The organism is Thiomicrorhabdus cannonii (assembly GCF_013391695.1).
In the GTDB taxonomy this organism is placed as follows: Bacteria; Pseudomonadota; Gammaproteobacteria; order Thiomicrospirales; family Thiomicrospiraceae; genus Thiomicrorhabdus; species Thiomicrorhabdus cannonii.
In genome coordinates this window covers 20,375-33,254 of the sequence record NZ_JACBGH010000001.1, presented here as the reverse complement: position 1 = coordinate 33,254, position 12,880 = coordinate 20,375, and the positions used below count along the sequence as shown (strand labels likewise).

Annotated in this window: 11 protein-coding genes; 6 read left to right on the top strand and 5 right to left on the bottom strand. The window is 53.9% G+C overall.

The annotated features are described in order from the left end of the window. Nucleotides 1-109: 109 nt before the first annotated feature. Nucleotides 110-682: a hypothetical protein gene (locus tag HZ297_RS00150; protein WP_178860722.1), complete on the top strand. Its 573-nt coding sequence runs from the start codon at nt 110-112 to the stop codon at nt 680-682. A gap of 146 nt (nt 683-828) precedes the next feature. Here the strand turns inward: HZ297_RS00150 and HZ297_RS00145 are convergent, their stop codons facing one another. Then, entirely contained in the window at nt 829-2,199 is a 1,371-nt protein-coding gene (locus HZ297_RS00145) for an L-serine ammonia-lyase (RefSeq protein ID WP_178860720.1), read from the bottom strand. Nucleotides 2,200-2,448: 249 nt separating this feature from the next. Here HZ297_RS00145 and glnS point away from each other — a divergent pair, with 249 nt between their 5' ends. Both glnS and dbpA read left to right on the top strand, forming a co-directional pair. Next, on the top strand, nt 2,449-4,125 hold the full coding sequence (gene glnS / locus HZ297_RS00140) for a glutamine--tRNA ligase (RefSeq protein ID WP_178860718.1): 1,677 nt from the start codon (nt 2,449-2,451) through the stop codon (nt 4,123-4,125). A 171-nt stretch (nt 4,126-4,296) separates the two neighbouring features. Further along, nucleotides 4,297-5,676, top strand: a complete 1,380-nt coding sequence (gene dbpA, locus HZ297_RS00135) for an ATP-dependent RNA helicase DbpA (RefSeq protein WP_178860716.1) — start codon at nt 4,297-4,299, stop codon at nt 5,674-5,676. A 98-nt stretch (nt 5,677-5,774) separates the two neighbouring features. Here the strand turns inward: dbpA and HZ297_RS00130 are convergent, their stop codons facing one another. Further along, the gene (locus HZ297_RS00130) at nt 5,775-6,239 is read right to left on the bottom strand and encodes a peroxiredoxin (RefSeq protein ID WP_178860712.1); all 465 of its coding nucleotides are present in this window, start codon (nt 6,237-6,239) and stop codon (nt 5,775-5,777) included. A gap of 222 nt (nt 6,240-6,461) precedes the next feature. On the opposite strand from HZ297_RS00130, the gene HZ297_RS00125 reads away from it, so the two are divergent. From HZ297_RS00125 to HZ297_RS00115, 3 genes are read left to right on the top strand one after another with little or no spacing between them, the layout of a single operon-like run. Then, the gene (locus HZ297_RS00125; protein WP_178860710.1) at nt 6,462-9,062 is read left to right on the top strand and encodes a CHASE domain-containing protein; all 2,601 of its coding nucleotides are present in this window, start codon (nt 6,462-6,464) and stop codon (nt 9,060-9,062) included. Continuing rightward, nucleotides 9,059-10,183, top strand: a complete 1,125-nt coding sequence (locus HZ297_RS00120) for a fused response regulator/phosphatase (protein ID WP_178860708.1) — start codon at nt 9,059-9,061, stop codon at nt 10,181-10,183. Before HZ297_RS00125 ends, HZ297_RS00120 begins: the two co-directional genes overlap by 4 nt. Nucleotides 10,184-10,239: 56 nt before the next feature. After that, nucleotides 10,240-11,442: a methyl-accepting chemotaxis protein gene (locus tag HZ297_RS00115; protein ID WP_246261554.1), complete on the top strand. Its 1,203-nt coding sequence runs from the start codon at nt 10,240-10,242 to the stop codon at nt 11,440-11,442. A gap of 17 nt (nt 11,443-11,459) precedes the next feature. Here HZ297_RS00115 and HZ297_RS00110 read toward each other — a convergent pair whose 3' ends face one another. From HZ297_RS00110 to nth, 3 genes are all read right to left on the bottom strand, one after another. Further along, nucleotides 11,460-11,681 (bottom strand): hypothetical protein, encoded by a 222-nt coding sequence (locus HZ297_RS00110; protein ID WP_178860706.1) that lies wholly within the window; start codon nt 11,679-11,681, stop codon nt 11,460-11,462. 25 nt (nt 11,682-11,706) lie between these two features. After that, on the bottom strand, nt 11,707-12,141 hold the full coding sequence (locus HZ297_RS00105; protein ID WP_178860704.1) for a DUF1841 family protein: 435 nt from the start codon (nt 12,139-12,141) through the stop codon (nt 11,707-11,709). An 86-nt stretch (nt 12,142-12,227) separates the two neighbouring features. After that, nucleotides 12,228-12,860, bottom strand: a complete 633-nt coding sequence (gene nth / locus HZ297_RS00100; protein WP_178860701.1) for an endonuclease III — start codon at nt 12,858-12,860, stop codon at nt 12,228-12,230. Nucleotides 12,861-12,880: the final 20 nt, after the last annotated feature.

Genomic DNA, 12,880 nt, shown 5'->3' with positions numbered 1-12,880 from the left:
GTAAGGACGGTTAATAAGTGGGCACCTCGCATAAGGAAACTTTAAGTCCCGCAGAAGTCAATCTGGGGTTAGTCGAGGTGCCCAAGTGTCCAATTAAAAGGGAAAGACGATGGCAGTTCTGATTGAAGGTTACAGCATAGTGGTGAATAAGGCGCAAGCGGCACGCAAAGCGGATGCTTTGGCGGCGTTGTCGACGGTGGATAGCAGTTTACATCCGATGGCGTTATGCGCCGACAACGATTTGCTGCGCATTGGTTTTTTGGATTTGCAGGCCGTGCGCGTCTTTATGACGGCATTGCAGGAGGCGGGGTTGATCAATGCCGCCGATGCGGAAGCCGGGCAAAGCGCCGATATGGTCATGGTGACGCAATTCGGCGAGATGGAAGGCCAGTGTGACTGGCTGAAAGTGCAGTTCACCAAACTCAAAGACAACACCCTCATCTGTCTGGCCGGATTGAATGCGCCGGAGGCGGTCAAGGGCGTGGCGATGCCCAAGGGCTGGACGTTGGAACATTCGATTCTGAAACGCTTTTTTGAAGAACGCAGCCATTTTATGGATGAAAATTACGAGTTCGTCCGCAGCGAGCCGATGCATACCATTTACCGCAATCCCGAAACCCAGCGCGAAGTGCGTCTGCTCAAGTTGAGTTATGTGCCGGCGGATAAGGCGGATTTGCAGTAAGTCACGCACTCTTTTGAAAATTCAAAAAAACTGAACCACGAAGACAACGAAGATCACGAAGTTTTTCAAAGTCTTCGTGCTCTTCGTGGTCTCTGTAGTTCAATAAATCAATCATAAAATTCGGTTACTCTTTCATTAAAGCGGTATCAGCACTCAATAATATGAACCGCCAGCCCGCCCAATGAGGTTTCCTTGTATTTGTGCGACATCTCCAGCCCGGTCTCTTTCATGGCCTTGATGCAACTGTCCAGCGGCATAAAGTGTTCGCCGTTGCCGCGTAGCGCCAAAGAGGCCGCCGCATAGGCCTTGATAGCGCCGAAGCCGTTGCGCTCGATGCACGGAATCTGCACCAAGCCCATCACCGGATCGCAGGTCATGCCCAAGTGGTGTTCCAGCGCGATTTCCGCGGCGTTTTCGATCTGTTCGGGTGTGCCGCCGCGAATGGCGCAAAGCCCGGCGGCCGCCATCGCCGAGGCGGAGCCGACTTCGCCCTGGCAGCCGACTTCGGCGCCGGAAATGGAACTCATGTGCTTGATCAGACCGCCGATGGCACTGGCGGTAAGCAGGAATTCGCGGATTGTTTCAATCGGTGTGCGGTGATGTGTAACGTAGTAATAGAGCACCGCCGGAATCACGCCGGCCGCACCGTTGGTGGGGGCCGTGACCACGCGATGACCGGCGGCGTTTTCTTCGTTGACCGCCATCGCATAGGCGCACAGCCAGTCATTAACCGTCGTTTCCGGGTCGTTTTCGATTTGCGCCAATAACGCCTTGGCGCGGCGTTTCACGTTCAAACCGCCTGGCAGGGTGCCTTCGGCTTTCAAGCCCGCTTCGACACAATCGCGCATGGCGTGCCAGATGGCATCGAGCCGTGTATGAAGTTCGGTCAGGTTGTAACGCGTGAGCTCATTGGCCAGTTTCATTTCGGCAATCGAAAGGCTGTTTTGTTTGGCCATGGCCAGCATGGATTTTGCCGTGTCGAAAGGATAGGGGCTAGCTAAAGCCGGTTCCACAAACGCCGTTTCAGCCTGTTTTTGCAGTTGTGCTTTGGTGGCGATAAACCCGCCGCCAATCGAGAAATAGGTTTCTTCCAGAGCGGTTTGGCCGCTCTCATCCAGCAGGCGCAGAATCATGCCGTTAGGGTGTTCGGGCAACGGCTCGCCAAAATCGAACGCGATATTGTCGGGCATCTTGAAGGCGATTCGATGGTCGGCGCAATCAAGCTGTTGGCGTGTAGCGAGTGTCTCGACCAGATCGCTGACATTGAGGCCGTGCAGGTTTTCCGCTTCGTAGCCGTGCAGTCCTAACATCACCGCGCGGTCGGTGGCGTGGCCTTTGCCGGTATAGGCCAGCGATCCTTTCAAAATGCAGTGAACTTGCCAGTCTGCCGCAGTTTGCGGCTGCAGATAGGTCGCAACCGTTTGCATGAATTGTCGCGCGGCGATCATCGGGCCGATGGTGTGCGAACTGGACGGGCCGATACCGATCTTAAAAAGCTCTAAGGCACTAATAAACATAAGGTTTTGACCGTTTATGGTTGAGTTTTTCCATCATAGACACAGTTGAGCCGGCTTGCAAAGCAAAAATACACGACGCACAGCCAACCTGGTTTAAGCGTTGCATGTGGAGAGGCTGGCAGACAGATGATTTCATCAAAACAAGCCGAGTAATGGCGGATTTGATGCTATAATTTTTTTCATTTTTTAAACTCAACAGGCCGGGTGTTTGCCGGTCTTTTTGCACAATTTAAACAGGTTTTTGAACAGATGAGCGACAAGGTTAAAGCCGACAGCGTGGAACGTCCCGTGAATTTTATCCGTAATATCATTAACGACGATCTGGCGAATCATAAGCACCAGAGCATCACCACGCGCTTTCCGCCGGAACCTAACGGCTATCTGCATATCGGCCACGCCAAATCCATCTGTCTGAATTTCGGTTTGGCGCTCGACTATCAGGGCAAATGTAATCTGCGTTTTGACGACACCAATCCGGCCAAGGAAAACCTCGAGTATGTCGAATCCATCAAACGCGATGTGGCGTGGCTGGGCTTTGAATGGGAAGGCGAGCCGCGTTACTCGTCGAACTATTTTGACCAGTTCTATGCGTACGCGGTCGAGCTGATCAACAAAGGTTTGGCGTATGTCTGTTTTTTGAATGCCGAAGAAACGCGTGAATACCGCGGCAGCCTGACCGAGCCGGGCAAAGACAGCCCTTACCGCGATACGTCGCCTGCAGAAAATCTGGCGTTGTTCGAGAAGATGCGCGCCGGCGGTTTCAAAGAGGGCGAATGTGTGTTGCGCGCCAAGATCGATATGGCGTCGTCATTCATGTGTATGCGCGACCCGACCCTGTACCGCGTGCGTTTCGAACACCACCACCAAACCGGCGACAAATGGTGCATCTATCCGATGTACGATTTTGCGCACTGTATTTCCGATGCGATCGAGGGCATTACCCATTCGCTGTGTACGCTGGAATTCCAGGACAACCGCCGCTTGTATGACTGGGTGCTGGACAATCTGGACGATTTCAACAAGCCGGACCGTCCGCACCAGTACGAGTTTTCGCGTCTGAATCTGGAATATACGGTGATGTCCAAGCGCAAGCTGCATCAGCTGGTGGACGACAAGCTGGTGGAAGGCTGGGACGATCCGCGTATGCCGACCATTTCAGGGATGCGTCGTCGCGGTTATACGCCGGCGGCGATGCGCGACTTTGCCGAACGCATCGGCATCTCCAAAGTAGACAGCATGACCGGCATGAATATTCTGGAAGCGGCGGTGCGTGACGACTTGAACGTGGTTGCGCCGCGCACCATGGGCGTCATCGACCCGGTCAGAGTCATTATCGAAAACTATGCGGACAGTGCACCAGAAACGATTCAGGCACCGATGCACCCGCAGAATGAGGCGATGGGCAAACGCGAAATCTTCTTCGGCCGTGAACTGTATATCGACCGTGCCGATTTCGCCGAAGTGGCGCCGGATAACAAATTCCAGCGTTTGGCATTGGACAAAGAGGTGCGCCTGCGTAACGCCTATATCATTAAGGCGCTGCGTGCGGACAAAGATGCCGACGGTAATATCACCACCATTTATTGCACTTACGATCCTGAAACACTGGGTAAAAACCCGGCTGACGGTCGCAAGGTCAAAGGTGTCATCCATTTTGTCGAAGCAACCAAAGCCGTATCGGCGGAGTTCCGCATTTACGACCGTCTGTTCACGGTGCCGAATCCGGGCAAGGCGGATGATTTCGAGAGTGTGCTGAATCCGGATTCGTTGGTGGTCAAACACGGTTTTGTCGAGCCTGGATTGGCGGATGCCCCGGTGGAAGTGGCTTACCAGTTTGAACGCGAAGGCTATTTCTGCCGCGATAACAAGGCCGACAGCTTAGTGTTTAACCGCACGGTGGCGTTGCGCGAAACCTGGAACAGTTAAGCCAACGGGGTGTCTGTTTTGAGTAATGGATGCCTTGTTTGAATAAAACCACGAAGAGCACGAAGGCCATGAAGATTCTAAATGGGTTTTAGAACTACTTCGTGCTCTTCGTGTGCTCTGTGGTTAAAAGTGCAACCCTAAATTACCCGCGTCTTCTTAAGAGAGAATCTTATGTCACTGAGTTTTGCCGATCTGCCCATTCCCGCCGCTCAATTGGAGAACCTGCAAGCCCTCGGCTATGTGCAGATGACCGACATTCAACGCGCCGCCTTGCCTTTGGCGATGGCCGGCATGGATCTGATTGCGCAAGCCAAGACCGGTAGCGGTAAAACCGCCGCGTTCGGCATTGCCATGCTCGACAAGATCGACCCGAAAACGCTGGCCGTGCAGGGTTTGGTGATCTGCCCGACGCGCGAGCTGAGCACGCAGGTGGCCGAAGAGCTGCGTCGTCTGGCGCGTTTTCAGCCCAACGTCAAAATTGTGGTGCTGTGCGGCGGCGTGCCGATGCGCCCGCAGATCAGCACCTTGGAACATGGTGCGCATATCGTCGTGGGTACGCCGGGGCGTTTGAAAGACCATATTCTAAAAGGCCATCTGCAGTTGGATCAGGTGCATACGCTGGTGCTGGACGAGGCCGACCGCATGCTGGAAATGGGCTTCAAACAGGAGATGGTGGAGATCATCGGCTACACCCCGAACACCCGCCAGACCTCGCTGTTTTCGGCGACCTTTCCGGACGATATCGAATACATCAGCCGCCGCTTCCAGAAAAACCCGCGCCAGGTGACGGTGGAGGTGCAGCACGATCTGGAGACCATCGATCAGCAGTTTTATCTGTGTCATCACAAGGACAAGCTGCCGAGTCTGGCGCGTTTGCTGGCTTACAACGATTTTGAACACGGCATGATTTTCTGTAATACCAAGGCCTTGGCGCAGGAAGTGACCGATTACCTCAACGACAAAGGCTTCAGCGCCTTGGCGTTGCATGGCGATATGGAGCAGCGCGAGCGCGATCAGATTCTGATTCGTTTCAAGCATCACAGCGTGCATTTTCTGGTGGCGACCGATGTGGCGGCGCGTGGTCTGGATATCGAGGCGTTGCCGGTGGTGATCAACTACGAGTTTCCGCGCAATCATGAGACCTATGTGCACCGTATCGGCCGAACCGGGCGTGCCGGCATGGAAGGGATTGCAATGACGCTGTTCACCGAGAAGGAGCGTTACAAACTCGATAATTTATGTGCGGTGCAGGATCAGGTGTTGCAGTACGAGTCGATCGACACCGTGCCGCAAGTGCGCAATCCGCAGCGTTTGCCGGAGTACATTACTCTGTATATTTCCGGCGGGCGCAAAGACAAGGTGCGGCGCGGTGACGTGCTGGGGGCGATTGTGCAGGAAGCCGGCATTGACGCATCATTGGTCGGCAAGATCGATGTGGTGGAACATTCCACCTATGTCGCGGTGGAGCGGGACGCGGCGCGTCAGGTGGTCAGCGCGTTGAATCAGGGTAAAATCAAAGGGCGTAAATTCAAAGTCGGCCGGGTGGAATAAGCGCTCTTCTATACCCGGCCTGTTGAGAATTTTTGGGCCAAAAAAACGGGGCGCTTTTGCGCCCCGTTTGCTTGGTGTTTCTGCCGAAATTGACCGCTTTAAAGTGTTTTGACCGCGTCCAGCATCGCTTGCGCATGGCCTTCGGGGGCGACGCCGTACAGCGCTTTGACCAATGTGCCGTTTTTGTCGATGACAAAGGTGGAACGCACGATGCCCATTTTTTTCACGCCGTTTTTCTCTTTCTCCTGCCAGACGCCGTAGGCCTCGCACAAGGAACCGTCTTCGTCGGACAATAAATCGACTTGCAATCCGAACTTGTCGATGAACGCCTGATGGCTCGCGCAACTGTCTTTGCTGACGCCCAGCACCACCGTATCGGCCGCCGCAAATTCGGAAGCCAAACGCGTGAATTCATTGGCTTCGATGGTGCAGCCGGGGGTGTCGTCTTTGGGGTAGAAATAGAGCACCACGTTTTTGCGGCCTTTAAAACTTTCCAGGCTGACCGGCTGGTTGTGCTGGTTGACGGTCTGAAACGCCGGAGCAGGTTGATGAGGTTGTAACATGATTGATTTCCTTGTGTTTGATAGCGGGGTTTCATCATACTTAAAAGCGGCGGGTTTGCGAAGTTTACGGCAGATTATTTATAGCTGCTTATTTATAGCAGCCCAAACCGGTTTTTTTAGGCGGGTAAAAGAGTTTGGGCTAAAATGGTGTCTTGTCTTCAGGTTGTGACGCACGGCCTGAGCAGAACGCATCGACACCACCTTAACAAAAGATACCCATACGTGAATCTGTTCCAGTCTCTCAAGCACATCTATCTGTTTAGTTTTTTCGTTCTGGCATTAGGCGCGGTCTTTAGCGTGGTGCGCTATAACGAACTGGTTGTCGAGCAACAGAGCCAGCTTGAAAAGCATTTTGAGCAGGATGCCAATAATTTTTTTGTGGCGGTCGATCGGGCCATGCGCACCGAGACGGAACGTTTAAACAGCCTTGCCGCCGTTTTTAAATTCAACGAAAAGGTGACGCGAAACGAGTTCCTGAGCTATGCGCAGGTGTTGACCTCGTCGAAAAATGCCATTCAGGCGCTGGAGTGGCTGCCTGTTGTGAATCAGGAGGATAGAAACGATTTTGAAACGGCCGTCAGTCAGGAGAGCCGCAGCGATTTCAGGATCCGTTCGCTGATTGACGGCCAAATGGTGAGCGCGCCCTTGGCTGATTATTATGTACCGGTCAACTACATCTACCCGCTGGAGGGCAATGAAAGCGCCTTCGGTCTCAATGTGATTTCCATTGCGCCGGAACGCACCGCCATTGAACGCGCCATGAAGTTAAACCAGCTGGTGATCACTGCGCCGACGCGTCTGGTGCAGGAGGTCGAGACCCAGCATGCGGCCTTGCTCTACCAGCCTATCTTCAAACGCGGCCCGGATTCGGAATTGCAGGGCTTTGTGTTGCTGATCCTGCGCATGAAGGAGTTTTTGGATTTTGTTAAAGAGGACTTTTTCCTCAACCGCACGCTCCATTATGCGATTACCGATGTCACCGAAGCGCCGCAGTCTTATGTGAATGAAGCGATCGACAGCGACAGCCCCGGATTCCGCCAGTTGACCTACCGATTGCTGATCGGCACCCGCGTGTGGGAGTTGTCGGCCAGTATCGACCTGATGCAGAACAGCCGCGCGCTTGCCCATCCGCAATTTGTCAGCAAAAAACCCTTGCTGAGCGGCTTGTTGATGAGTTTCTTTGTGGCTTTGCTGGTGTTTTTCTATCTGCGTTACCGCTATCAGGGGGTGCAGAGCAAAAAGGTGCTGCAGGCCGAGAAGGCGCGTTATCAGGAGCTGCTGGAGCAGAGTTCGGATGCCTTCCAGCTGGTCAACTGCGACGGCGAAATCCTCAATGTGAACCAGGCGGCATGCCGTAATCTCGGGTACACCCGCGAGGAGTATCTGAATCTGCATCTGGCGCAGATTGATGCACGCTTCAGCGCGGCCGAACTCAAGCAGATGTGCGAGTCTATCGTACCGGGCAAACGCATTCTGGCGGAGAGTGTGCACCGCCGCAAGGACGGCAGCGAGTTCCCGGTGGAGATCAGCGCGACCAAGTTCGAATTGGATGGTCAGGAGGTCGTGGCGGCGTTTGTGCGCGACATGACCGAGCGCCTGACGTTTCGCGCGCTGTCGCTGGATAACAGCGAGCTGCAGGCGGAAATTAAAAAATACACGCGGGAATTGCAGGAGCAGAAGCATGCCTTTGAAACGGTCTTTGAGAAATCGACCGACGGGATTTTTCTGACCGAAGGGCGTCATGTCATCGATTGCAACGAGGCGACTTTAAGAACCTTCGGTTACGCCTCCAAAGCGCAGATACTCAAGCTGCCGAACCGTGTGTTTTCGCCAAAGTACCAGCCGGACGGCGAGCGTTCTTTCCGCAAGGGGGTGCGGATGTTCAAGCTGTGTCTAAAGAAAGGTTCGCACACCTTCGAGTGGTTGAACCGCCGCGCCAACGGCGATCCTTTCTGGACGGAGGTGGTGCTGACCCGTCTCGAGCTCTATGGCCGCACGATCATTCATGTCGCCTTCCGTGATATCTCGCGCCGTAAGGCGTTGCAGACCGAATTGATCCAGGCCAAGGAGATTGCCGAAAAGGCCAGTCAGGCCAAATCCGAGTTTTTGGCCAATATGTCGCATGAAATCCGCACGCCGCTGCACGGCATTTTAAGTTATGCCAATCTGGGGGAGAGTCGCGTCGGTCAGGCCAGTGCGGATAAGCTGAAGCGTTATTTTGAAATGATTAATACCAGTGCGCAGCGTTTGATGGCGCTGTTGAATGACCTGCTTGACTCGGCCAAGTTGGAAACGGGCAAAATGGATTTCAATCTGCAGCAGCAGGAGCTGAAGACGCTGATTGAACAGGTGGTGGCCGAGCAGGCCTCACTCTTGAAGGAGCGCCAACTGCGCGTCGAAATGCCTCTGGCTCCGCAGTTTGCCTATTTTGACCGCTTGCGTATCTCGCAGGTTCTGGCCAACCTGTTGTCGAATGCGATCAAGTTCTCCCATGCCGGCGGGCGCATTAAAATCCATTATGAGATTTATGATCAGGCACATTTACTGGTGTCGGTTGCCGATCAGGGGCAGGGCATCCCTGAAAACGCTCTGGAGCAGATTTTTGACAAGTTTGTGCAAAGCAAACAGCTGGATAGCGGGCAGCGCGGAACCGGTCTGGGGTTGTCGATTTGTAAAGACATCATTCAAGCCCATAACGGTAAGATTTGGGCCGAGAACGGCAGCGAAAGCGGTGCCGTGTTGAAGTTCACGTTGCTATTGCAGCCGCCTTTCGAGTCATCCTCAACGGTGCAGAGCCTCACGATGTCGGAGACAAACAGATGACACACCTCAAACCCTATGTTCTGGCCGTGGACGATGAGCCGATCAACCGTTTTGTACTCGAGGATTTGCTGGAAGACCAGTTTGAACTGCTGTTGCTGGAAAGTGGACAGGCTTGCCTGGATGCGGTGGCGCAACGTAAACCGGATTTGATTCTGTTGGATATCAATATGCCCGGCATGGATGGTTTTGAGGTGTGCCAACGTCTGCAAACCGTGGCCTCGACGCGTGATATTCCGATTATGTTTCTGACGGCGATGTCGGAAGTGGCCGATGAGAAACGCGGCCTGGAGATGGGGGCGGTGGATTACATTACCAAGCCGTTTACCGAAGCATTGCTGCTGGCACGGATGCGTACCCATTTGAGCCTGTCCCGCAGTCATCGTCTGCTGACGCATCAGAATGCGCTGTTGAATAAAGAGCGCAACTATATCGAGAACGTTATTTTGAATATGCGTGACGATGCATTTTTTGTCAGCGACAATCTGCGCGTGTTAATGGCGCCCTTAAGTACGACCAACGGCGATTTGGTGCTCTCCGCGCAAACCCCCTGCGGTAAGCGTTATCTGTTGATCGGCGACTTTACCGGGCATGGTTTGGCCGCGGCTCTGGGCGGCCCGCTGGTGTCCGCACTGTTCTACCTGCTGGCGGAGCAGGGGGCGTCCATGGAAACGATTCTGCTGCGTTTGAATCAGGAGTTGTACCGCAAGATGCCGGCCGATATCTTTATGGCCAGCGTGCTGGTGGAGTGGCAGCCATCGCGCGCGCGGTTGCGCATCTGGAATTGCGGCATGGCCGATGCCCTCTATTTCAAACAGCAGCGCTTGGCCGGGTGCATCCCGTCGAGCACGTTTGCGTTGGGGGTCGTGTCTTTGGAGGGAATGCCGCCGGAGGCGGTAGAAATGGACGCTGAGGCCGGCAGTGATTTGTTCGTTTATTCGGACGGTTTGATAGAGGCGCTGTCTCCGCTGAAAGAGCGTTTTGGACAGCAGCGCATTCAATTGGAGTTTGAAGCCCTGCTGGCAACGCACTCCCCTTTGGAAAAGCTTTATGAGAGCGTGCAAGCCTTCAGCGGTGATTACGGTCTGAAAGACGATGTGACACTGGTGCATTTACAACTCTGAATTTTGGCCTAATTCATGCTTTTAAAATCGCATATTAAACGTAATCAGGATAGTGAATGATGTTCTCCTTTGATTTTAGCCAGCCGAGCATTCTGCGTAATATGTTTTTGGCCTTTATGGGGTTTGGCTTTTTTATGGGCATAACCTTTCCGTTTTTTGCCGACCTGTTCGTGGTGTGGAAGGAGGGCATGCTGATATGGTTTGTACTGTCATGCATTGTGGCCGGTATCAGCATCGGCTTTATCAATTTCTGGCTGCTGAACAAGATGTTGCTGCGCCGTTTGCAGCGCATCGGCGAGGTGGCCAATGCCATCAGCAATAACGACATCTCGCAGAAATGTACCTTGCAAAGCAATGACTTCATTGGCGAAATGGCCTACAGCTTTAATCTGATGGGACAGAATCTGCGCGAAATGGTCAAACGCATCGCCGATGTGGCGGATGAGCTCAACAAGGCTTCCGAACAGTTGAACGAAGTGACGGCCAAAACCCAGCACAGTGTCGAACAGCAGCAGCAGGATACGGTATTGGTGGCCTCCGCCATGAAAAACATGAATACGGCAGTGGAGGCGATGTCGCAACAGGCAGCGGCGGCATTGTCTGCCGCCGATGCGGCAAATTCCGCCACCGATAAGGGCGGGCAGGTCGTCAATGAAACCGTGCAGACCATCAGCCGTCTGGCCGAAGAGGTCGAGCAGGCCGCACAGGTGATCAAGCGCCTGGAAACGGATAGCGAAACTATCGGCAGCGTACTGGATGTCATCAAGGACATTGCCGAGCAAACCAATCTGCTGGCCCTGAACGCGGCGATTGAAGCGGCGCGTGCCGGTGAGCATGGCAGAGGCTTTGCGGTGGTCGCGGATGAGGTGCGCATTTTGGCAAGCCGCACTCAGGAGTCGACCAAGCAGATCGAGAAGACCATCGAGCGCCTGCAATCCGCAGCGCAGCAGGCAGTGGGCGTGATGAACCGCGGCCGTGAACAGGCGCATTTGAGCGTCAATAAGGCGAATGCGGCGGGTGACTCGCTAACCGCCATTAAGTCTGCGGTGGATACGATCGATCAAACCCATTCGCATATGACGAAGGTATCCCAGCAGCAACGTCAGCAGGCGGAAAACGTCAATCGCAATATCGCCCATATCAGTGAGGTGGCGCATCATGTGGCCGATGGTGCCTCGCATACCAATCAGGCCGGACATCATGTGGGCACGCTCTCCAAGCAGCTGTGCAAGCTGATCAGACAGTTTAAAACGCAATAAGTTTTGGGGTTAAATCTTTAGGGCTGTTTGTCGTCGTCGCTTGAAGCGGCGTATTTTTCGGCAATGCGCTGCGTATAGCGGAACGACAGCCACAGCGCCGGCAGCGTCACCGCAAAAGTGAACAGGCCGGTCAGCAGACTGTCCAGCGCCGAACCTTTTTGAACCATCACCAAGGCGGCCACAATCAGGCTGATAACGATACTGTTGCGCAGGGCGCGTTGCAATGGGCTGGCGTTCATCTTGTCTCGCTTGTTTGGATTTGTTTCAATGTTTAAATAACAGCATGTGCAGGCATTGCAAATAAGCCTGTTCGTCCGGTTCGGTCTGGTCGCGTTGCGCAATCCACAACACTTCCGCTAGACAGTCCATCATGGCGTGTTCGGTCGCCATCACATCCCCCAGTTTTTCACCCAGCTGCCGGTAGACTTTTTGGATGCCCTGCGGACGATCCAAAGTCACCTGTTCCTGCAACGCCAGATGCATGCCCATGTGCAGAAACGGGTTGGTCTCGCCATCCTCGGGTTTGTATTCGTTGCCGAGGTGTTTTTCGTTCTCGAGCATCGCATGGTATTCGGGATGCATTTCGATCACGCGGGCGACCATCTGTTCCATGGCTTCCATCGGCAGTCCCATGCGGGCTTTTTTCCAGCAATCCACATAAAATTGTCTAAGTTTATCTCGTTCTGAAGTATATAACATCTTATTGAACCACGAAGTGCACGAAGAGCACGAAGGATGGGAGATAGAAAAATCTTCGGGTCCTTCGTGTTCTTCGTGGTTAAAAGTTATTCGGATTTGTTTTTGTATTCGCACAGGTCGTAAATGCAGCAGGCGCCGCAGCGCGGTTTGCGTGCGGTGCAGGTGTAACGGCCGTGCAGAATCAGCAGATGGTGCGCCGGAATCAGGTATTCTTTGGGCACGTTTTTCAAGAGCGCCTTTTCCACCTCCAGCACATTCTTGCCAGGTGCAATATTCGTGCGGTTGGAGACGCGGAAAATATGCGTGTCCACCGCCATGGTCGGCTGACCGAAGGCGGTGTTAAGCACCACATTGGCGGTCTTGCGCCCGACGCCGGGCAGGGCTTCCAAATCCGTGCGGTTGTCGGGCACCTGCGAGCCGTGCAGCTCGACCAGCATTTTGCAGGTTTTGATAATGTTTTCCGCTTTGGTATTAAAGAGCCCGATAGTCTTGATGTATTCCTTCAATCCGTCCACGCCCAGCGCATAAATCGCCTCCGGCGTATTCGCTACCGGAAACAGTTTGGCGGTGGCGATATTGACGCCTTTGTCGGTCGCCTGCGCCGAAAGAATCACCGCAATCAGCAACTCGAACGGGGTGCTGTAATGCAGTTCCGTTTCCGGTTCGGGAATCGCCGCACTCAGACGTTGAAAGATTTCCAGGCGTTTTTGCTTGTTCATAAGACTGAATTGTTTAGCTG

Coding starts and splice junctions, on each gene's coding strand:
- nth (WP_178860701.1), bottom strand. CDS start 12,860: ATGAACAAGCAAAAACGCCTGGAAATCTTTCAACGTCTGAGTGCGGCG.
- HZ297_RS00150 (WP_178860722.1), top strand. CDS start 110: ATGGCAGTTCTGATTGAAGGTTACAGCATAGTGGTGAATAAGGCGCAA.
- HZ297_RS00120 (WP_178860708.1), top strand. CDS start 9,059: ATGACACACCTCAAACCCTATGTTCTGGCCGTGGACGATGAGCCGATC.
- dbpA (WP_178860716.1), top strand. CDS start 4,297: ATGTCACTGAGTTTTGCCGATCTGCCCATTCCCGCCGCTCAATTGGAG.
- HZ297_RS00110 (WP_178860706.1), bottom strand. CDS start 11,681: ATGAACGCCAGCCCATTGCAACGCGCCCTGCGCAACAGTATCGTTATC.
- HZ297_RS00115 (WP_246261554.1), top strand. CDS start 10,240: ATGATGTTCTCCTTTGATTTTAGCCAGCCGAGCATTCTGCGTAATATG.
- HZ297_RS00105 (WP_178860704.1), bottom strand. CDS start 12,141: ATGTTATATACTTCAGAACGAGATAAACTTAGACAATTTTATGTGGAT.
- HZ297_RS00130 (WP_178860712.1), bottom strand. CDS start 6,239: ATGTTACAACCTCATCAACCTGCTCCGGCGTTTCAGACCGTCAACCAG.
- glnS (WP_178860718.1), top strand. CDS start 2,449: ATGAGCGACAAGGTTAAAGCCGACAGCGTGGAACGTCCCGTGAATTTT.
- HZ297_RS00145 (WP_178860720.1), bottom strand. CDS start 2,199: ATGTTTATTAGTGCCTTAGAGCTTTTTAAGATCGGTATCGGCCCGTCC.